Origin of the sequence: Streptomyces sp. CRCS-T-1, assembly GCF_024442335.1 — a bacterium.
GTDB lineage: Bacteria > Actinomycetota > Actinomycetes > Streptomycetales > Streptomycetaceae > Streptomyces > Streptomyces koelreuteriae.
Genome location: NZ_CP101651.1, coordinates 444,829 through 464,965, shown reverse-complemented (window position 1 = coordinate 464,965; position 20,137 = coordinate 444,829). Strand labels below are relative to the sequence as shown.

Annotated in this window: 19 protein-coding genes; 7 read left to right on the top strand and 12 right to left on the bottom strand. The window is 72.8% G+C overall.

Going from position 1 to position 20,137, the window contains the following annotated elements; translation table 11 throughout:
- Nucleotides 1-99 precede the first annotated feature (99 nt).
- The 3 genes from NNW99_RS02070 to NNW99_RS02060 form a co-directional block, all read right to left on the bottom strand.
- Complete coding sequence (locus tag NNW99_RS02070; protein WP_215116861.1) at nucleotides 100-1,359, bottom strand: FUSC family protein; 1,260 nt, start codon at nucleotides 1,357-1,359, stop codon at nucleotides 100-102.
- An 87-nt stretch (nucleotides 1,360-1,446) separates the two neighbouring features.
- Nucleotides 1,447-1,941 (bottom strand): FBP domain-containing protein, encoded by a 495-nt coding sequence (locus NNW99_RS02065; protein WP_215116860.1) that lies wholly within the window; start codon nucleotides 1,939-1,941, stop codon nucleotides 1,447-1,449.
- 110 nt (nucleotides 1,942-2,051) lie between these two features.
- On the bottom strand, nucleotides 2,052-2,681 hold the full coding sequence (locus NNW99_RS02060) for a PAS domain S-box protein (RefSeq protein ID WP_215116859.1): 630 nt from the start codon (nucleotides 2,679-2,681) through the stop codon (nucleotides 2,052-2,054).
- A gap of 152 nt (nucleotides 2,682-2,833) precedes the next feature.
- Between NNW99_RS02060 and NNW99_RS02055 the strand changes: the two genes are divergently transcribed.
- The 4 genes from NNW99_RS02055 to NNW99_RS02040 are packed head-to-tail and all read left to right on the top strand — an operon-like array spanning nucleotide 2,834 to nucleotide 8,675.
- Nucleotides 2,834-6,016, top strand: a complete 3,183-nt coding sequence (locus tag NNW99_RS02055; RefSeq protein WP_215116858.1) for a cytochrome P450 — start codon at nucleotides 2,834-2,836, stop codon at nucleotides 6,014-6,016.
- Nucleotides 6,017-6,046: 30 nt separating this feature from the next.
- A complete protein-coding gene (locus NNW99_RS02050; protein WP_215116857.1) occupies nucleotides 6,047-7,027 on the top strand; it encodes a phosphotransferase family protein in 981 nt (326 codons plus the stop codon).
- A 22-nt stretch (nucleotides 7,028-7,049) separates the two neighbouring features.
- On the top strand, nucleotides 7,050-8,339 hold the full coding sequence (locus NNW99_RS02045; RefSeq protein WP_215116856.1) for an ROK family protein: 1,290 nt from the start codon (nucleotides 7,050-7,052) through the stop codon (nucleotides 8,337-8,339).
- 60 nt (nucleotides 8,340-8,399) lie between these two features.
- The gene (locus tag NNW99_RS02040; protein ID WP_215116855.1) at nucleotides 8,400-8,675 is read left to right on the top strand and encodes a hypothetical protein; all 276 of its coding nucleotides are present in this window, start codon (nucleotides 8,400-8,402) and stop codon (nucleotides 8,673-8,675) included.
- Between the two features lie 120 nt (nucleotides 8,676-8,795).
- Here NNW99_RS02040 and NNW99_RS02035 read toward each other — a convergent pair whose 3' ends face one another.
- The 4 genes from NNW99_RS02035 to NNW99_RS02020 form a co-directional block, all read right to left on the bottom strand.
- Complete coding sequence (locus NNW99_RS02035; protein WP_215116854.1) at nucleotides 8,796-9,824, bottom strand: SDR family oxidoreductase; 1,029 nt, start codon at nucleotides 9,822-9,824, stop codon at nucleotides 8,796-8,798.
- Between the two features lie 63 nt (nucleotides 9,825-9,887).
- Nucleotides 9,888-11,183 carry an aromatic acid exporter family protein gene (locus NNW99_RS02030; protein ID WP_215116853.1) on the bottom strand — a complete coding sequence of 432 codons (1,296 nt, stop codon included), beginning with the start codon at nucleotides 11,181-11,183 and terminating at the stop codon, nucleotides 9,888-9,890.
- A 51-nt stretch (nucleotides 11,184-11,234) separates the two neighbouring features.
- Nucleotides 11,235-11,900, bottom strand: coding sequence for an HAD family hydrolase (locus NNW99_RS02025; RefSeq protein ID WP_215116852.1), 666 nt, complete (start codon nucleotides 11,898-11,900; stop codon nucleotides 11,235-11,237).
- Between the two features lie 40 nt (nucleotides 11,901-11,940).
- Nucleotides 11,941-12,981 (bottom strand): PHP domain-containing protein, encoded by a 1,041-nt coding sequence (locus NNW99_RS02020; RefSeq protein WP_215116851.1) that lies wholly within the window; start codon nucleotides 12,979-12,981, stop codon nucleotides 11,941-11,943.
- A 93-nt stretch (nucleotides 12,982-13,074) separates the two neighbouring features.
- On the opposite strand from NNW99_RS02020, the gene NNW99_RS02015 reads away from it, so the two are divergent.
- Complete coding sequence (locus tag NNW99_RS02015) at nucleotides 13,075-13,311, top strand: hypothetical protein (protein ID WP_215116850.1); 237 nt, start codon at nucleotides 13,075-13,077, stop codon at nucleotides 13,309-13,311.
- On the opposite strand, the gene NNW99_RS02010 is transcribed toward NNW99_RS02015, so the two are convergent.
- The 4 genes from NNW99_RS02010 to NNW99_RS01995 form a co-directional block, all read right to left on the bottom strand.
- On the bottom strand, nucleotides 13,308-13,853 hold the full coding sequence (locus NNW99_RS02010; RefSeq protein ID WP_215116849.1) for a VanZ family protein: 546 nt from the start codon (nucleotides 13,851-13,853) through the stop codon (nucleotides 13,308-13,310). The genes NNW99_RS02015 and NNW99_RS02010 overlap by 4 nt on opposite strands.
- Nucleotides 13,854-13,997: 144 nt before the next feature.
- Nucleotides 13,998-14,660: a DUF4230 domain-containing protein gene (locus NNW99_RS02005; RefSeq protein WP_215116848.1), complete on the bottom strand. Its 663-nt coding sequence runs from the start codon at nucleotides 14,658-14,660 to the stop codon at nucleotides 13,998-14,000.
- 110 nt (nucleotides 14,661-14,770) lie between these two features.
- The gene (locus NNW99_RS02000; RefSeq protein WP_215116847.1) at nucleotides 14,771-15,151 is read right to left on the bottom strand and encodes an anti-sigma factor antagonist; all 381 of its coding nucleotides are present in this window, start codon (nucleotides 15,149-15,151) and stop codon (nucleotides 14,771-14,773) included.
- Between the two features lie 204 nt (nucleotides 15,152-15,355).
- Nucleotides 15,356-15,793 carry a MarR family winged helix-turn-helix transcriptional regulator gene (locus NNW99_RS01995; RefSeq protein ID WP_215116846.1) on the bottom strand — a complete coding sequence of 146 codons (438 nt, stop codon included), beginning with the start codon at nucleotides 15,791-15,793 and terminating at the stop codon, nucleotides 15,356-15,358.
- A gap of 103 nt (nucleotides 15,794-15,896) precedes the next feature.
- Here NNW99_RS01995 and NNW99_RS01990 point away from each other — a divergent pair, with 103 nt between their 5' ends.
- A complete protein-coding gene (locus tag NNW99_RS01990) occupies nucleotides 15,897-17,351 on the top strand; it encodes an aldehyde dehydrogenase (RefSeq protein WP_215116845.1) in 1,455 nt (484 codons plus the stop codon).
- Between the two features lie 23 nt (nucleotides 17,352-17,374).
- Nucleotides 17,375-18,481 (top strand): NAD(P)-dependent alcohol dehydrogenase, encoded by a 1,107-nt coding sequence (locus NNW99_RS01985; RefSeq protein ID WP_215116844.1) that lies wholly within the window; start codon nucleotides 17,375-17,377, stop codon nucleotides 18,479-18,481.
- A 55-nt stretch (nucleotides 18,482-18,536) separates the two neighbouring features.
- On the opposite strand, the gene NNW99_RS01980 is transcribed toward NNW99_RS01985, so the two are convergent.
- Nucleotides 18,537-19,904, bottom strand: a complete 1,368-nt coding sequence (locus NNW99_RS01980) for a cytochrome P450 (RefSeq protein ID WP_215116843.1) — start codon at nucleotides 19,902-19,904, stop codon at nucleotides 18,537-18,539.
- Nucleotides 19,905-20,137: the final 233 nt, after the last annotated feature.

The following is a 20,137-nucleotide window of genomic DNA, read 5'->3' as shown; positions in this document are numbered from 1 at the left end:
CACTCGTCCCCGTCGCGACAGCCACCTTCGCGTGGATCACCCACCGGGTGCAACAACGGCACCACGCGTTGCGCGGGACGCAACGCGCGGTGCCGACTGTCAGTGGGAACGCGCGTCGAACCCGGCGCGGTTGCGCCACAGCTCTTCCGTGACGCCCAGCCGCTCACGCAGGCGCGTCAGCCGGGGCATCCGCGCGCGCTGTTCGCGCGACACGCGGTCCAGCTCCTCGAACAGGCGCCGGGTGCGGTGCTCGGTGTCGAGTTCGTCGAGGATGCGGTTGACCTCCGTCAGGACGGCGCCGGGAAGCTGCCAGTGCCCGGGGCCGCGCTCGGCCTCCTCGCGCAGCAGCAGGCCCAGCTTGTCGCGAGTGCCCGCCGCGGTGTGCAGCTCCGCGGCGAGGCGTTCCTCGGCCGACTCGGCGCTCGTGCTGAGGTGCGTGGTGACCAGCACCGCGAAGCTCACCACGGCATCGGCGATCTCGGACAGCAACTGCTCCAGGGCGGCGCCCGTCTCGGGCTCGAACAGCGGCTCGGGTTCGCGCTCCTTGGCGAGATCGGTGAGGGAGCGCGCGAGCACGCGCAGGACGACCGTGCAGATCTCCAGCGTGTCCAGGCCGGTGCGCATCACCACCCGGTGCAGCACGCTGTCCTGTACACGCGGATTCAGCCGCAGACTGTCCTCGGCCCGCCTCAGGGCGGTATCCACCTCGATGATGTCGTGGTCCAGGCGTCGCGCCTCGTGCAACTGCTCCGCCGCGCGGTCCACGGGCGTACCGCCGGCGGCCTCCTCGCCCATGCGCAGCATCAGCTGCCGCAGCCGGCGCGCCAGACCGTCGATCGACTCGCCCGCCTCCTCCACCCACACCGGCGGGGCCAGCAGCAGATTGCAGGCGAGTCCGACGCTCGCGCCGATGAGCGTCTCCACCACCCGGGCCCAGGCGGTGTTCCCGACGGTGGTGACCCCGAGGACCAGCATCGCGCTGATCGCCACCTCGGGGACGTACTCCTCCACCTTGACCAGCCGCCCCACGACCAGCGCGGCCACGAGGAGCATCGCCAGGCTCCACCAGGTCAGCCCCACCAGCAGGCTGAACGCGATGGCGACGAGGACTCCCGTGACCACGGCGTTCACCCGGCGGAAGCCGTTGGTGAGCGTGGCGTACAGCGTCACCTGGACGACCAGCAGGGCGGTCAGGGGAGCGGTGAGAGGTGGGGCCGTCGGTTCGGGGCTCAGCCGGAGCGCGATGGCGTACGCGATCGTCGCCGCCGTCGCGGACCGGAACGTCTGGACGACCACGGGATCCCGGCGCTTGTGCATGATCCGAGTGGCGTGCGCCCTCCACTCACGTACCTCTCGCATCCTCGGGCCGTTCCCCTTCGCGTGGCGCATCGAACGCATCCATGAAGGACGTTAGCGCCGAGGGAAAACAGGGGCGACCGTGGACGCTCAGGCGTGCACCTTGTCGAGGAAGGCGGCCAGCCCTTCCGTGGTCCGCTCGATCTGCTCCGCGAGGGTGAGGCTCTCCTCGAGGCGGGAGCCGCTCTCCGGCGTCTTCTTCCCGCGTACGTAGAGGGAACAGGCGAGGTCGGTGCACATGTACACCCCGACGGAGTTCCCCTCACGCCCGGCCGCCCCCGCCTTCCGCGCGGTCATCAGCGAGACACCGCCCCGAGGGTGGGTCGTCAGGCACAGCGAACACATGCTGCGCTGGAGGGATGCCCGCTGCGCGGCCTGGAACCGCATCGTCACCCCGACGAGACGGCCGTCCCGCTCGGTCACCAAATAGCTCCGATCGGGCGCTCCCGGATCCCGCCACCCGAGAAAGTCGAGATCGTCCCAGGGGCGTTCCCCGAGATCCCGGGGGACGGCCAGACGCTTGGCCTCTCCCTTGGAGCAGTTGATGAACGAGCTGCGGATGTCCTGCTCGGTGAGCGGCTTCATGGGAGGGCTCCTGCTTCTCTTCGGCCAAACCTAGGGGTCCTAGGTTTTGCGGGCCAGGTCAGGTTAGACAGCCGCGACGAACGGGGCGAGTGGATTTCCGGAAGGCGGTCTCACCCCGGCTCCGGCGGCCACACCCCGGCGGCCAGCACTCCCAGGGCGTAGGCGCGGGCCACCAGTTCCGTGCGGTTGGCGGCCTGCCAGCGGGAGGACAGACGGCGCAGGTGATACGTCACGCCGTCGGTGGTGAGGCCGGTCTCGCGGGCGGCCCGGGCCGTGGTGGCGCCCGCGGCCAGGAGGGCCAGGATGCGGGCCTCCGCCGGGGTGACCCGCTCGGCCGGCGGAGTGCTCGCGGCCTCGTGCTCGCCGTCCACCCGCAGCATCACCAGCAGCGCGGGCGTCTCCTCCACCGTGTCGCTCACCGGGTCCGCCGTCAGCTCCCCGTACCGCTCCGCCCCGCCGGGTGCCTGCCAGCGCACCGACACCTGGTACCGCGAGCGGTGCCGCAGCCGCAGCGCCTCGGCGATCCGCTCCACCTGCGTCGCCTCCCGCGGCCGGAACAGCTCCAGCACATCACGGCCGCGCAGCCGCCCCGGCGTCGTACCGCACTCCGCCGCCATCGCCGGGTTCGCGAGCAGGACCGCGCCGTACACATCGCACACCGCGACCGGCATCGCGACCCGGTCGAAGAGGAGCAGGGCGCGGTTGCGCCAGGTCACGGCCTCGTGCCGGGACAGGTCCATGAGCGTCTCCTGCCACGCCGGGTCGCTCCCGCGCAAGAGCGACGCATCTGCTTGCACTACACAATCATGTAGGGGTACGGCACTGCCCGCCGGGCCCCGTGGATCACGCTGGATCGCAGTACTTCCGTACCGCGAAAGGCAGTTGCCGCGTCATGCCCCCCACCGGACAGACCTCCCGCACCGCAGACACCCTCGACGACATCCCCGTCGCCGACATCACCGCCACCGGACCCGGCCCCTCGCCCATCCAGCAGGCCATGGATCTGATGCGCGAGCACGGTTCCGCGTTCGTCCGGCGGCTGTACGGGCGGGACACCCTGTTCGTGGGCGACCTGGACCTGGTCGCCGACCTCGCTGACGAGCAGCGGTTCGCCAAGCACATCGGGCCCGGTCTGGAGAACGTCCGCGAGTTCGCCGCCGACGGCCTGTTCACCGCCTACAACGACGAGCCCAACTGGGCCAAGGCGCACGACATCCTCATGCCCGCCTTCGCGCTGGGCTCGATGCGGACGTACCACCCCGTGATGCTGCGGGTGGCCCAGCGGCTCATCGCGTCCTGGGACCGCGACGCCGGTGCCGGCAAGCCCGTCGACGTGCCCGGCGACATGACCCGCATGACGCTCGACACCATCGGTCTCGCCGGCTTCGGGTACGACTTCGGCTCCTTCGAGCGGGCCGAGCCGCACCCCTTCGTCGAGTCGATGGTCCGCTGCCTGGAATGGAGCATGACCCGCCTCGCCCGCGTCCCGGGCCAGGACTACTCGGCGCAGGACGCGGCCTTCCGCGACGACTCCGCCTATCTCGCCCAGGTCGTCGACGAGGTCATCGCCGCCCGCACCGGCACCGACCAGAGCCAGGCCGACGACCTCCTCGGCCTGATGCTCACCGCCGAGCACCCGGCCGACGGCACCACGCTCGACACGGCCAACATCCGCAACCAGGTCATCACCTTCCTCATCGCCGGGCACGAGACCACCTCCGGCGCCATGTCCTTCGCGATGTACTACCTCGCCAAGCACCCGACCGCGCTCCAGATGGTGCAGCGCGAGGTCGACGAGATGTGGGGCGACGCGGCGGACGTCGAGCCGACGTACGACGAGGTCGGCCGGCTGACCTACACCCGCCAGGTCCTCAACGAGGCGCTCCGGCTCTGGCCCACCGCCGCCGTGTTCGCCCGGAAGGCCCGCGAGGACACGCTGCTCGGCGGCCGCATCCCGATGCGCGCCGGGGACTCCGCCCTGGTGCTCACGCCGATGCTGCACCGGCAGCCCGTCTGGGGCGACAACCCGGAGCTGTTCGACCCCTCCCGCTTCACCGCCGAGGCGGAGGCGGAGCGCCCGGTGCACGCCTTCAAGCCGTTCGGCACCGGCGAGCGCGCCTGCATCGGACGCCAGTTCGCGCTGCACGAGGCGACCATGCTGCTGGCCATGCTCGTGCACCGCTACCGGCTGAGCGACCACGCCGACTACCGCCTCGACGTCAAGGAGACCCTCACCCTCAAGCCCGAGGGCTTCACCCTCGCGCTCACCCCGCGCACCTCCGCCGACCGCGTCCACACGCCGCTGCCCGGCGCCGCCCCGCTCCAGGACACCGGCGCGGCCGAGCCACAGGACCTGCCCGCGCGTGTCCGCCCCGGCACCGCCGCCCTCTTCCTGCACGGCAGCAACTACGGCACCTGCCGCGACTTCGCCGCCCAGCTCGCCGACGAGGCCGCCGCCGTGGGCTGCGAGACGCAGGTGGCAGCCCTGGACGCCTACGCCGGTGGCCTGCCCACCGACCGGCCCGTCGTCATCGCCGCCGCCTCCTACAACGGCCGCCCCACCGACGACGCCACCGCCTTCGCCGCCCGCCTCGAAGAGGACCACGACCTGTCCGGCGTGACCTACGCCGTCCTCGGTGTCGGCGACCGCAACTGGGCCGCCACCTACCAGCACGTCCCCACCCGCATCGACGAGCGGCTCGCGGAGTCCGGCGCCACCCGGCTGCTCGACCGCGCCGCCGCCGACGCCTCCGGCGACCTCACCGGCACCGTCCGGCAGTTCACGACGGACCTGCGCACCGCCCTCCTGCGGCAGTACGGCGACCCCGACGCCACGACCCCGGACCCCGAGCCCACCGTCGCCTACGAGGTCCGCACCCTCACCGGCGGCCCGCTGGACGCCCTCGCCGCACGGCACGAACTCGTCCCCATGAAGGTCACCGAGGCCTACGACCTCACCGCGCCCGGCTACGCCCGCCGCAAGAGGTTCCTGCGCGTCGCGCTCCCCGACGGCGTCACCTACCGCACGGCCGACCACCTCACCGTGCTGCCCGCCAACGACCCGGACCTCGTCACCCGCACCGCCACCGCGCTCGGCCTCGACCTCGACACCGTCCTGGACATCCGCGCCACCCGCCCGCGCCGCGACGGCATCGCCGTCGACCGGCCCGTGACGGTACGGCAGCTCCTCACCCACCACGTGGAGCTGCAGGAGCGCCCGAGCGCCGGGCAGCTCGCCGTGCTCGCCGAGGCCAACCCGTGCCCGCCGGAGCGCATCGCCCTGGCCGCCCTCACCGACGACCCGCGCACCCTCGTGGAGATCATCGAGGACCACCCGGCCCTGCGAGGCGCCCTGGACTGGCCGCAGCTCCTCGACCTCCTCACCCCGCTGCGCCCCCGCCACTACTCCGTCTCCTCCTCGCCCGCCGTCGACCTCGGCCACGTGGACCTGATGGTCTCGCTGCTGCAGGCGCCCGCCCGGTCCGGCAAGGGCGTCTACCGGGGCACCGGATCCGGCCACCTCAACACGGTCCAGCCCGGGGACACGATCTACGCGCGCGTGCAGCCGTGCCGGGAGGCCTTCCGCATCGACGCCACCGGCGGATCCGCACCCGTCGTCATGGTCGCGGCGGGCACCGGCCTCGCCCCGTTCCGCGGCGCCATCGCCGACCGCACGGCCGCCCTCGCGGCGGGCACCGAACTCGCCCCCGCCGTCTGCTACTTCGGCTGCGACGCACCCGACGCCGACTTCATGCACGCCGACGAACTGGGCGCCGCCGACGCGGCCGGGGCCGTCTCGCTGCGCCCCGCCTTCAGCGAGACCCCCGAGGGCGAGGTGCGGTTCGTGCAGCACCGCGTCGCCGCCGAGGCCGAGGAGGTCTGGGGCCTGCTGGAGTCCGGAGCGCGGGTGTACGTCTGCGGCGACGGTTCACGGATGGCGCCCGGGGTGCGCGAGGCGTTCCGTACGCTGTACCGCAAGCACACACCGGGTACGGACGAGAAGGCCGCCGAGCAGTGGCTCGACGGGCTGGTCGCGGACGGGCGTTACGTCGAGGACGTGTACGCGGCCGGCTGACCGAAGCCGAAGGGGAGGGGTGGGCGCACGGTGGTGGACTCCTGGGAACGGGCCCGGCGCGTCCTGGAGCGGGCGGGCCTGGACCCCGGCGGCCTCGCCCACCTCCGCCCGCTGACCGGAGGCACGTACAACACCGTCGAGGAACTCCGCCTCACCGACGGCACCCGCTACGTGCTGAAGATCCCGCCCGCCGCCGCTGTCCCCGGCCTCCGGCACGAGCGCCGACTGCTCGTGTCGGAGGCCGAGTTCTACCGCTCGGCCGCCCGCGCCGGGGTTCCCGCGCCGCGGCTGGTGTCCCTCGGGGACGACTTCCTGCTGATGACGGCCTGCCCCGGCGACACCTGGGACGACTCGCTCACGGCCCCGGAACAGACCGCGCTGCGTACGGAACTGGGACGCCGGACGGCCCGTCTGCACCGTGTGACGGGCCCCGGCTTCGGCTACCCCTCGGGCGCCCTCGGCCCGCTCGCCCCCGACTGGCGGACCGCGTTCACGGCCATGGTCGACGCCGTCCTCGACGACGCCCGGCGCTACGGGGCCTGGCTGCCGCTCCCGCCCGACGCGGTGGCCCGTACCGCCCGCTCCGCGTACGGCGCCCTCGACGAGGTCACCGTCCCGTGCCTGGTCCACTTCGACCTGTGGCGGGGCAACATCCTCGTCGACCGCTCGGACGGAGCGGCCCGCGTCGGCGGCCTCATCGACGGGGAGCGCATGTTCTGGGGCGACCCCCTCGCCGAATTCGTCTCCCTGGCGCTGCTGGGGGACATCAAGGAGGACGAGGCGTTCCTGTCGGGCTACCGGGAGTCCGGCGGCCGGGCCGACTTCGACACCCCGGCCCGTCTCCGCCTCGCCCTGTACCGCGCCTATCTGTACCTGATCATGCTCACCGAGACCGTTCCGCGCGAGACCGGCGAGGACCAGATGCGCTGGGTGCGGCAGGCGGTCGCCCCGGAACTCCTCGCGGCCCTGGACGAGATCGAGGAACTCCTCGGCGGCAACCACACAGCCTGAAACAAGGGGCGGAAGGAACCACATGGCGGGGCGCAACGGGCGCACGGTACGCGATCTCAGGCGGGCCAACCGCACGGCCGTGCTGCAACGGCTCTACTTCGACGGCCCGCTCAGCCGCTTCGCGCTCGGCCCGGCGACCGGACTGAGCTCCGGCTCCGTCAGCAACGTCGTCGCCGACCTGCTCGCCGACGGACTGGTCGAGGAGGCCGGCAGTGTCGACTCCGACGGCGGCCGCCCCCGCACCCTGCTGCGCGTCGCGCCCGGCAGCGGCCACATGATCGGCGTCGACGTCGGCGAGACCCGGGTGCGTGTCGAACTGTTCGACCTCACCCTCACGGAACTGGCCCGCGTCGAGCGCCCGCTCGCCGGCGGGCGGTACGAGGTCGAGGTCGTCGCCGCCCACATCCGCCAGGGCATCGCCGAGGTCCTCGACACCGCCGGCCTCGCGCCCGAACGGCTCCTAGGCGTCGGCATCGGCGTCCCCGGCATCGTCGAGCGCACGCCCGACGGCGGCGCGCTCGTGCACGGGCAGACCATCGGCTGGGACGCCGTCCCGCTGGAGGCCCTGCTCCGCACCGGGACCCCGCTGCCGGACACCGTCCCGTACTTCATCGACAACGGCGCCAAGACGCTGGGCCAGGCCGAGATGTGGTTCGGCGCCGGACGCGGCGCGCGCAACGCCGTGGTGGTCCTCTTCGGCTCCGGCGTCGGCGCGAGCCTCGTCACCCCCGAGGCGGAGCAGGGCAGGGCCGTCGAATGGGGGCACCTGACCGTCCGGGTCCGGGGCCGTCGCTGCCGCTGCGGGGCGCTCGGCTGCCTGGAGGCCTACGCGGGCGCCGAGTCGCTGCTCGCCCGCTGGCGTGAGAAGGGCGGCCGCGTCCCGGACGGCACCGACGAGGAGTCCGCGCTCACCGCGATGCTCGCCGCCGCGTACCCGCCCGGGGACGGCGAGGCCGACCCGGTCGCGCTGGCCGTCCTGGAGGAGACCGCCGAGTACCTGGGCGCCGGTCTCTCCGGCCTGATCAACCTCTTCCAGCCCGAGCGCGTCCTCATCGGCGGCTGGGCGGGCCTGGCCCTCGGCGCCCGCTTCCTGCCCGCCGTACGCCGCCACGCCCTGGCGTACGCGCTGCGCCACCCGGCCGGGAAGGTGACCGTCGGACTGGGCCGGCTCGGGCCCGACGCGGTCACGGTCGGTGCCGCGATCCTGCCGCTCGCCGACTTCTTCGCACATGGCGGACGGCGTCCCCATCCCGCACCGGAGCCTCCGCTCCCCGCCTGGCACACGGCGCTGCGGGAGCGGGCACCACGCTGAGGTTTCGCAGGTCACGGCGGAGGTACTCGCGTGACGCCCGGACCACGAAAGGAGTATGTCGTGACCGACCACCGCCTCGAAGGACCCGGCGAGAACGGTGAGCCCGTCCCGCGGGACATGCCGGACCAGCAGGCCGACACCGGCGAGGACCCGTGGGAGGTCGCCTCGCGCTTCACGGGCACCGGCGAGGACGAGAAGAACGGCAAGGACGGCGCCGACGAGCCCGCCGACGACGTCCCCGGCACGGACGAGGCGGGGACGGGCCGGCAGGGGGAGGCGCCGCAACGGGGGACGGTGCACCCCGAGCACCCGGTGCCGGACGAGCCCGCCGACTGAGCCGCCCCGGAGCGCCCTCGGACGCCGATGGCCGCAGCCGACCGTGGGGGCCGGCCGCGGCCATCGGCCATGTGCGGGGTGCGGGAGAAGGCGGGGCGTGGGAGACGGCGTGGCCCCAGGTCAGCCCACCTTGTGTCCCCGCATCGGTTCCGTCGGCGCGCCCGCACCCTGCTGGAGGCCCTGCAGAAACTGCTCCAGCACCTCCGGCGCCGTGTGCTCCGGCCGCCAGCCGAGCTCCCTGCGCGCCCGTGCGCAGTCCATCAGGGGCAGCCGCAGCACCGCGTCGAACAGATGCGGCGAGGCGGGCAGCAGACGCAGGCCCCAGGCGGCGGCGAGCGCCGAACGGGCCGCCGTGCGCGGCAGCCGCACCGGGCGGGCACCGAACATCCTGCCCAGGAGCTCCGCGTCGACCGTCGGCTCGGCCGCCAGGTTGAACGCGCCCCGGACCTCGGAGTGCACCGCCAGCCGGTACGCGAGCGCCGCGTCGTCCGTGTGCAGCGCCTGCACCCGCAGCCCCGCGATGTCGGGCAGGAACGGCAGCAGCTCCGGACGCGCGGACTGGCCCGGCAGGAAACGCCCGCCGAAGATCCGGCGCTGCTCACTCGCGGACTCCCGCTGGAAGAGGAAGGCGGGCCGCATCCGCACCACCCGCGTCCCGGGATGATCACGCTCGAACGTGTCCAGCGCCCGCTCCAGATAGGCCTTCTCCCGGCAGTACGCGGCGTCCGGCCAGCCGTGCGTCGGCCACGACTCGTCCACCGTCCGGTCCTTGGGACCCGGCGAGTACGCGCCGACCGACGAGGCGTGCACCAGCGCCGGCACCCCCGCGGCGGCCACCGCCTCGAACACCCGCATACTGCCGAGCACATTGGTGCGCCAGGTCTTCGCGGGATCGTGCGTCGGCTGGAACGCCCAGGCCAGATGGACGACCGCGTCGGCACCCGTGAACCGCTCCACCAGGTCGGACTCCGCGAAGGCCAGATCGACCGCGGACCAGTCCGTCTTCGGCGGCGACCACTCGGGGATCCGCCGGGCCAGGCCCAGCACGGAGGCGACGTCCGGATCCTCGGAGAGCAGGCGCACCACGCTGGTCCCCACATTGCCGGTGGCGCCCGTGACGACGATCCTCTTGCCCGTTCTGCTGCTCACCGTCCGCTCCTCTCGGCCGCGTGGTTCCGCCAGCGGTCACCGAGTACCCGGGGCACACGGATGTCACCGCCCCCGGTCGTCCGGGACGGTCTCGGCGGGAATCGTCTCGGCCCACAGGTTCTCCGCCTGGAGCAGCAGCGTGCCCAGGACCGCCGTGTGCGCGGCCCCCTCCCCGGCGTGCCGGCGCAGCTTCTCCTGCAGCTCCTGGTGCAGCTCCCGCATCGCCTCCTCGGTCTCCTCGTCCGGACGGGGCCGCACACTGCCGTCGAGCAGACTGTCCGCCTCGGTGTGGCAGGCCTCCCCGATCAGATCCAGCAGACGCGCGTACGCCTGGAGGGCCGGGCCCTCGGGCGGGGCGGGCGTCCGGCTGTCGTCCACCGACACCGCCAGGGCCCGGGTCAGCGCGGTGACGTGCCCGGTGACGCGGCCGAACCGCTCGTCCTCGTCCACCGGCGGCAGCGCGCCCCCGTGCGGCACGCGGTGCAGGCGCCGCAACGGGCCGTAGGTCAGGCGCAGACTCTCCTGGCTCCACCGGCGTGCCGAGCGCAGCGCCTCCAGGCGGTTGTCCAGCCGGGACGACGCGCTGAGCCAGCCGGCCGCGGTCCCCGCGTCCCACTCGCCCTCGCGCAGATCGGCGGCGACGGTGCGCAGGACGTCGCCCGCCTCCCGGGCGAGGCCCGCCAGGTTCTCCCGTACGTCCCGCAGATGGACCGGCGGCAGGACGAGCGCGTTGACCGCGAGGCCGATGACGGCGCCCAGCGCCGCCTGCCCCACCCGGTGCCCGACGCCGGACATGCTCACGGAGCCCGCGGTGAGGGTGAACAGGGCGGTGGTCGCCGCGTAGATGCCCTGGTCGCCGAAGCGGGACCAGTTCGCGAGCAGCATCAGCACCGGGACGGACAGGGCCAGCGCGCCCGTCGTGTCACCGGTGAGCGCCAGTGCGGCCGAGGCCAGCACGGTGCCGACGCAGATCGCCCCGAACTGCCGCGCGCCCTGCACCAGCGAGCTGTAGACGGTCGCCTGCACCAGCACCAGGGCCACCCAGGGCGCCATCAGCGCCAGCGGGTCTCCCATCCATACGCCGCCCACCAGCCACGCCAGCACCGCGGCCGCGGCGGCCTTCAGCGACTGGACGACCAGATCGCGTTCCCGCCCGGGCCCCTTCCAGGCCGCGCGCAGGGCGTCCCAGGCGGCCCGGCTCTCCCGCCCCACCGCGTCCAGGGGCCGCGCACCGCGGACCCCCTGCTCCAGCGCGCGGATCTCTCCCTGGCCCTCATCGGCCGGGGTGCCCGCGTCCTTCCCCCGGCGGAAGGGCAGAGACACCCCGGCCCGCCGCACCGCACTCCTCACGCGCGTCATGCGCTGCGGGTATCCGCGTGAGCGGCGGTCTCACGTCGCCTCATGCCGGCCTCATGCCAGGGGACTGTCGCGGAGGGCGGACAGCAGATGCGCCGGGTCGGCGTAGACCGCGGCGGCGCCGGACTCCTCCAGGTCGGCGCGCGGGATGCCGCCGCACAGCAGGCCCACACAGCGCACCCCGGCGCGGCTGCCCGCGAGCATGTCCCACACCGTGTCGCCGACGAAGACCGCCCGCTCGGCATGCACCCCGGCCAGCTCCAGCGCGTGCTCGACCGGCTCGGGGGACGGCTTGCCCTCGTCGACGTCGTCGGCGCTCGCCGTGGCGGTGATGGCGTCGTCCGCGTCGACGGCCCGGCGCAGCGCGCTCAGTTCGGCGCCGCCCGCCGAGGTGGCCAGCACCACCGCCCAGCCCTCCCGGTGCAGCCGGCGCAGCAGCGGCCCGGCCCCCGGCAGCGCGGGCAGCCGGTCGACGTACTGCCCGTAGAGCGCCTTGTGGGCCGCGCTGATGCCGGCGTCTTGGCCCTGGTCGCGGCTGTCGCCCAGCAGGTGGGCGACGAGGTCGGTGGAGGGCAGGCCCACGGCCCGGTGAACGGCGTGCATGGGCACCTGGTGGCCCGCCTGCCGCAACGCCTCCCACCACGCCACGACGTGCAGATGGTTGGTGTCGACCAGCGTGCCGTCGACATCGAACACGGCCGCCCGTTCGGCGCTGTCCATGGGTGCGGTCCCTTCCTCTCCGGCCGGCCCGGGTACCACCTCAGCCGCCCGCCACTCCGGACGGCACCCGCCGCTCACGGGTCCAGGCCAGCAACTCAGGAAGGGACCACGTCGTCACCACACGCTCCGGCGGCACCCCGCACTCCTCCGCCCGCGCGCACCCGTTGATCTGCCAGTCCAGCTGCCCCGGCGCGTGCGCGTCGGTGTCGACGGAGAACAGCACCCCCGCGTCCACGGCCCGGCGCAGCAGCCGCCGCGGCGGGTCGAGCCGCTCCGGCCTGCTGTTGATCTCCAGGGCCGTCCCGGTCTCCGCGCACGCCGTGAACACCTCGTCCGCGTCGAACTCCGACTCGGGCCGCCCCCGCCCGCTCACCAGCCGCCCCGTGCAGTGCCCGAGCACGTCGGAGTGCGGGTCACGGACGGCGGCCACCATCCGCCGGGTCATCGACCGGGCGTCCATCCGCAGCTTGGAGTGCACCGACACCACCACGACGTCGAGCCGGTCCAGCAGCTCCGGCTCCTGGTCGAGGGAGCCGTCCTCGAGGATGTCGCACTCGATGCCGGTCAGCAGCCGGAAGGGCGCCCAGGTCTCGTTCAGCTCCGCGACCACGTCCAGCTGCTCGCGCAGCCGCTCGGCCGTGAGACCACGCGCCACCGTCAGCCGCGGCGAATGATCGGTCAGCGCCGCCCACTCGTGGCCCAGCGCCGCCGCGGCCCGGCCCATCTCCTCGATCGGGCTGCCGCCGTCCGACCAGTCGGAATGCAGATGGCAGTCGCCGCGCAGCAGCTCCCGCAGCCGCTCGCCGCCCCGCACGGCGGGCCGCTCCGCGTCCTCGCCCTCCAGCGTGCGCAGATAGCCGGGCTCCTCACCGGCCAGCGCCTCCCGCACCACCTGCGCGGTCTTCGGGCCGACGCCCTTGAGCGACTCCAGCGAACCGTCCGCCGCCCGCCGGCGGACCTCCTCGTCGCCCAGCTCCTTCAGCACCCGGGCCGCCGTACGGAAGGCGCGCACGCGGTACGTCGGTGCCAGGGACCGCTCCAGCAGGAAGGCGATCCGGTCCAGTGCCTTGACGGGATCCATCGCCACCTCCACCTCAAGGGTTGCCCAGCGCCCGGCGGACCGCACGACGGACTGAACCCCGCGCCCTCGCCGGTTGCGCTCTACCCTCGATGCATGACCGAAAGCGCGAGCCCGTACATATCCCACCCGCGGATCCTGGTGCTCGGGGTGCAGCCGGGCACACCGCCGTTCCGGATCGTGGAGATCGACGGCCAGGTGGTCGGGGAGGCCAAGGCCGCCACCGACGTACTGGCGGCGGCGGCCGCGTTCGGCATCACGGTCCACGACATGGACGATCCGGACGTGGTCCGCTGGGTGGGCGGAGACAAGTACACCTGGACGCCGCGCTAGGCCTTCTCGGCCGACGGCTTCCGCTCCGCCCGGCCGCGCCGGGGCCTGCGCGCGTGGACCGCCCGGCTCAGGCGGCGGCCGAGGAGCAGATAGCCGATCAGCGCGCCCGACGTGTTGAGGATGACGTCGTCGATGTCGAAGGCGCGGCCGGTGACCAGGGCGCCCTGGGCGAACTCCACCAGCAGCATCACGATCGCGGTCATCAGCAGGACGCGCAGAATGCCGCGGGTGCGGGGCGCGACGACGGGCACGAGGATGCCGAAGGGGACGCCGAGCAGGATGTTGCCGCCGATCTGGCGGAAGGCGTCCCGCAGTTCCGGCTGGTCGAGATAGGCCTTCAGCGAGTCGCCGGGTCGCAGGTTGGTGTGGGTCAGTGCCTCCGAGGCGGGCGAGGGCTGCAGGGTCAGCCGCGCCAGCACCACGGCGAAGGCGACCATGAACGTGAAGGCGCACAGCATCGCCAGCAGCCGGACGGGCAGGGGGAGTGGGCGTCGCTCGCTCCCGGACCCGACGGTACGGGGACGTGAGGCTGCACTGGCCATACGGTCCTCCAGACTTCAACTTCCCTGTGTGACAGGGCGGTTACCCACGGGCGCGGTGACGATGCCGCCGGGGGGCGTTCCCAGCCACTGTTGCCCGCGTTCCGCCGGGGCACTCCGCCCTGTCCGAGGTGCTCGCCGGCCGGGTCAGTTCCCGTACGACACGCGCACCTCCTTGAAGCCCAGGGAGCGCAGCAGACCTTCGAGCATGCCGGTGGCGTTCTTCTCGGCGCGTGCGGTCAGCTCGCTCTCCTTCGCCGCGTCGCCGATGTGCCGTACCGCGAGTTTCTGCACGGCCTGCTCACCGTTGGGATTGTCCGAGAAGAGGTCGCCGAGGCGGTCGAAGAGGCCGCGCTGCTTGGAGACGGCGTAGGAGCGGTCGGGGTCGAGGGCCGGCTTGCCCAATCGCGCGTGCGGCAGCCGGAGCGTGGCGGACGTGCGGTCGCCGTTGACCTTCACGTCGTTCTCGCCGACCTTGCCCAGGTCGACGTAGGCGTCGACGGTGCCCGCGCCGACGTACAGGGTGCGGGTGCCGCGGATCGCGTCGGGCAGGAACCTGGCGTCCTTCTCCAGGTCCACGACGACCTGGAAGTTGCCGGAGGCGGCGTCGTAACGGCTGATGTCCTGGATGGACTTCAGCAGCGCGGGGCCGGACCGGTCGTGGGTGTCGGTGCCGAACAGGTCCTTCAGGCCCGGGATCACACTGAGCCGGATCCCGGCGAAGAACACGATGAGCACCAGGACGAGCGCGCCCACCACCTTGGCCCAGCCGGGCATGCGCCTGGGGAGGCGCTTGACGGGAGTCGTCATGCGACGGCCCTCCTTCCTACTGTCCGGATGCCCGCCACATCCCCTGCCAGACCGGCCGGTTGAAGAGGGAAGGACTTCCGCGGAAGCGCGAAGGGCGCATTCGGGGCGTGTCACACCGAGCCGGACGTGGCCTCCGGCTGTTCCAGTGCGGCGTCCAGCGTCGGCTGCGGCGGCAGCAGCCGGGACAGGCCGGTGAGGCGCAGCACCCGCAGGGTCAGCGGGTGGGCGCAGACGAGGAGCAGGTGCCCGTCCCGGTCGAGGACCCGGCTCCTGGCCCGGTACAGCAACCGGAGCCCTGAGCAGTCGAAGAACTCGATCCGGCTGAGGTCGATCACGACCCGGGCGGCGCGGCGGTTCGTCTCGCGGTCCAGGTGCGGGGCGATCTCCGTGGCCGCGGCGAGGTCGATCTCGCCGCGGAACTCCAGCACGGTGTGACCGCGTTCCTGGCGGACGCGCAGATGCCGGGTGAGCGGTGCAGGTTCCTGCCGCACGACGAGATCGCCTCCAGCTTGCTCCGTGCGTGGGAAGGGGGTGCGGCGCTCAACACCGTTCCCCGTCCCGCAAGTTACCCTCCAACGAGTGAATTTGAGCATGTTCGATTGACATATGTCTCTGAATTGCGGCCGAGTTGGCCGAGGTTCGCGCGGGGGAGTGCGCGGGCGTGCGCTCCGGGCCGCGACGGGGTGCACTCCCCGCTACGACAGGGCGTGCCAGGCCTTGGTGAGCGCCTGACGGAACTGCTCGGTCTGGTGTGCCGTGAGGTCGCGCACCATCCGCTCCTCCAGCTCCCGGACCGGCCCGGCGTGCCGGGCGAGCAGCTCCCGGGCGTCGTCGGTGAGCAGGATCAGCAGCTCCCGGCGGTTGCGGGGATTGCGCTCCCGGCGCACCAGCCCGCGGCCCTCCAGGGAGCGGACCAGATCGGCGATGGACTGCGCGGTGACGAAGGAGTCGCGCGCCAGCTGGGCCGCCGACAGTCCGTCGTGTCGCTCCAGGACGGTCAGCGCGGTGTACTGAAGAGCGGTGATTCCGGAAGGCCTGACCAGCTCGTCCAGGTGGGAGCGCACGACGAGCTCCACCTGCTTGACCATGTAGAGCAGGGAAGGGGGCGCCTTGGTCACCTGTGTGTCGAGCATGGAAGCAGGCTAGAGCATTGACAGGAAACCTGTCTGTAAAGAGACTGCGAACCAACAGGAATCCTGTTTGTTGAAATCTTGGCGACGACGCTGGGGAGCGGCGATGACCACCTTCGAGAAGGAACCCGGGAAGCTGTTCATCGGGGGCCGGTGGCGCGAGGCCGCCGACGGGGCGCGCACCGAGGTGGTCGACCCGTCCCGGGGCACGGTCGTCACCACCGTCGCGGAGGCGGGCCCCGCCGACGTCGACGCGGCCGTACGCGCCGCCCGCGAGGCCTACGACGACGGCGCCTGGTCCGGACTGAGCGGCCGCGAGCGGGGCCGGGTGCTGCACCGCGTCGCCCGGCTGATCCGCGAGAACGCCGACGAGCTGGCCGCCCTGGAGAGCCTCGACGTGGGCAAGCCCGTCTCGCTGTGCGGAGCGGTCGACGTGACGAACGCGGCCAACGACTACGAGTACTTCGCGAACCTCGCCCAGAGCCAGGACGGCGCCCTGCGCGACACCCCCATGAACGCCCTCGCCTACACCAGGCGCGAGCCGCTCGGCGTGGTCGCCGCGATCACCCCGTTCAACTTCCCGCTGATCCTCGCCGGCTCCAAGCTCGCCCCCGCGCTCGCGGCCGGCAACACGATCGTCCACAAGCCCGCCGACGAGACCCCGCTCAGCGCCCTGTACATGGCCCGGCTGCTCCAAGAGGCGGGCGTACCGGACGGTGTGGTCAACGTCGTGACCGGCAGCGGCCCGGTCGCCGGCGAGGCACTGCTGCGCCACCGCGGCGTGGACAAGGTCGCCTTCACCGGCTCCACCGCGATCGGCCGGCATGTGGCGAGCGTCGCCGGCGAGGCGCTCAAGCCCGTCACCATGGAGCTGGGCGGGAACGCGGCCCACATCGTCTTCGAGGACGCCGACCTGGAGAAGGCGGTCGGGGCGGTCATCAAGGGCTTCGTCTTCAACACCGGCCAGTTCTGCATGGGCGGCCCGCGCCTGCTGGTGGCCCGCTCGGTGTACCCGACGCTGCTCGGCATCCTCGCCGAGGCCGTGCCCGGTGTGCCCATCGGCGACCCGCGCGACCCGGCCACGGTCATCGGCCCGATGGCGGCCGAGAAGCACCTGAAGAAGGTCGAGGAGTACGTCGCCCTCGCCCGCAAGGAGGGCGCCCGCGTCGTCTGCGGCGGCGAACGGCTCGACCTCGACGGCGGCTACTACTACAAGCCCACCGTCATCGCCGACCTGTCGAACGACTCCCGCGTGATCCAGGAGGAGATCTTCGGCCCCGTCCTCACCGTGCAGCCCTTCGACGACGAGGACGAGGCCATCGCCCTCGCCAACTCCACGCCCTACGGCCTGGCCGCGGGCGTCCAGACCAGCCATCTCGCCCGCGCCCACCGGGTCGCCGACCGGCTCCAGGCCGGGATCGTCTGGATCAACGACTGGGCGATGCTCGACCCCGCCGTGCCCTTCGGCGGTGTGAAGGACTCCGGCTACGGCCGTGAGTACGGGCCCGAGGCCCTCGCCGGTTACACCAAGGTCAAGTCCGTCGTCGTCTCGCTCGACTGAGACACCGTCAAGGAGCCATTGCGATGCCCACCACCACCCGTGCCGCGGTCGTCGAGTCCGGCGGCGCGCCCTTCACCCTCTCCGATGTCGTCCTCGACGAACCCGGCCCGCACGAGGCGCTGGTCCGCATGGTCGCCACCGGTCTGTGCCACACCGACCTCGGGGTGGCGAGCGGGGGACTGCCCTTCCCGCTGCCCGGGGTCCTCGGCCATGAGGGCGCGGGCGTCGTCGAGGCCGTCGGCCCCGCCGTCACCGGCGTCGCGCCCGGCGACCACGTCCTGCTCTCCTTCACCTCCTGCGGCGACTGCCGCAACTGCCGCGGCGGGCACCCCGCGTACTGCGCGACCTGGCTGCCGCTGAACCTGCTCGGCGGCAGCCGGGCCGACGGTTCGCACACCATCAGCCGGGACGGCGCGGCCCTGGGCGGCCACTTCTTCGGCCAGTCCTCCTTCGCCGAGCGGGCCCTGGCCGACGAGCGCAGCCTGGTCAAGGTCGACCCGGACGTGCCGCTGGAGTCCATCGCCCCGCTGGGCTGCGGTGTACAGACCGGTGTGGGCGCCGTCTGGAACGTCCTGAAACCCGACACCGGCAGCACGGTCGTCGTCCTGGGCGCCGGAGCGGTGGGCCTGTCGGCCGTGATGGCGGCGGCCCTCACCCCGGCCACGAGGATCGTCGCCGTCGACCGGGTCGCCGAACGCCTGTCGCTGGCCACCGAGCTGGGCGCCACGGACACCGTCGACACCAGCCGGGAGGACCTGGCCGACGCCCTCGCCGCCCTCACGGGCGGACAGGGCGCGGACGGTGTCGTGGAGACCACCGGCAACGTCGGCGTCCTGCGCCAGGGCGTCGACGCGCTCGCCGCCCGCGGCACCCTGGTCGTCGTCGGCGCCCCGCCCTTCGGCACCGAGGTCGCCCTCGACGTCAACGGCCTGCTCGGCGGCAAGCGGATCGTCGGCCTCACCCTCGGCGACAGCGAGACCCAGACCATGATCCCCGCCCTGGTCCGCCTGGCGAAGGAGGGCCGCCTGCCGCTGCACCGCCTGATCAGCACGTATCCCTTCGGGGACATCGACCGGGCGGTCCAGGACATGAGGTCGGGCAAGACGATCAAGCCGGTGCTGACGTTCTGACACCGGCGACCGAGCCGGGCAGCCCGGCAGGACTCCACCTACCCTGGAACAGGCCCTAGAGACCGCCCCCGGCTCGGGGACGGTTCCGGCGGTGGACCGTCATCCGCAGGGTGTGCGGCCGTACGGTGAGCCGGGCGACCTGGTGGATGACCTGGCCCTCGGCGAGTTCCAGCCGTACCGAACGCAGCATCGTCGCGAGCGCCGTGACCATCTCGGTGAGGGCGAGACGGTCCCCCATGCACTTGTGCTTGCCGTCCCCGAAGGGCAGGAACGCGCCCGGCGGAGGCTCCTGCGCGGGGTCGGTCCACCGGTCCGGGGCGAAGGTGTTCGGGTCGGGGAAGCGCTCGGGGTCGCGGTGCAGGGCGTGCTGGCAGTAGGCCAGTTCGGTGCCGGCGGGCAGCGTCCACTCGCCGAGCCGAGTCTCCTCGGTGGTGCGGCGGGTGACCAGCCAGCCAGGGTGGTGCAGCCGCAGGGTCTCGGTGATGACCCGGTTCAGGTACGGCAGCCGGAGCACGTCGTCGAAGGCGACCGGCCGTTCGCCGAGGACCTCGTCCAGCTCGGCCAGGACCCGGGCCTCGATGTCGGGGTGGCGGGCGAGTTCGTACAGAGCCCAGGACAGCACCGACGCGGTGGTCTCGGTGCCCGCGACGGCCAGGGTGAGGATCTCGGAGCAGATCTGATGCCCGGTCAGCGGCTCGCCGGTCTCCTCGTCGATGGCGCGCAGCAGCATGGAGAGCATGTCCCCGGTGTCGTGCCCGGAGGCCTGCAGTTCGTCGACGGCGGTGTTGATGGTGGCGCGTACGCCGGCCCGGGCCCGGTCGAAGCGGCGGTTGAACGGCAGCGGCAGACGCTCGGCCCAGTCGGGCAGCATGATGCGCACACCGACGTCGTTCAACACCACCGACAGGTCGCTGCGCAGCCGGCGGAAGACCCGGTCGTCGAGGCTGCCGGCGAACACCGTCTTGGCCAGCATGTCCAGGCTGAGCCCGACCATCGCCTCGCGAACGTCGAGGGTTCGCCCGGGCTCCCAGCCGGCGACCGTGGCCGTCACCTCGGCGCGCATGATGTCGACGTACCGGCTGATCTCGGTGTGGGCGAACGCTGGTTGCAGCTGGCGGCGTTTGCGTACGTGGTTCCGGCCGGTGGCGGTGACGACACTGTCGCCCAGCAGCTGGCCCAGCTTGTCGTAGAGCCGGCCCTTGTCGAGGCTGGGCCCCAGGGCCTTGAGCATCTGGTGGATCAGGGCCGGGTCCTGGACCACGATGGTGCGTGTCCCGGGTTGCAGGACGATCTCGACCAGTGGTTCTCGTGTCTCGCGCAGCGAGTCGATGAAGCCGAGGTTGTCCCGCATTTTCAGAGTGTGGCCGATGAACGGAAACGATCCTGCGGCTCGAGGTATGGGGGGAGGCGCAGTGGACGTCACGGGTCATCACCTTCACGGCAATCATGGGGTCATGGGCGCCCTATGACTTCCCTGGACCTTCCCAAGTGCAATCCTGACGTGAGCGTGTCCTGCGCCACGTGGCGATCTGGTGGGGAGGGGAGGGGGAGCCCTCTCTCCTCTGTCCGTTTCGGCCCGGCCCCCGCCGAGAACAGCGGGGTGCCTGCCATCGACCTTGGCGAAGCCGGCCTCCTGGAGTCCGGCCGGCCCGTCCC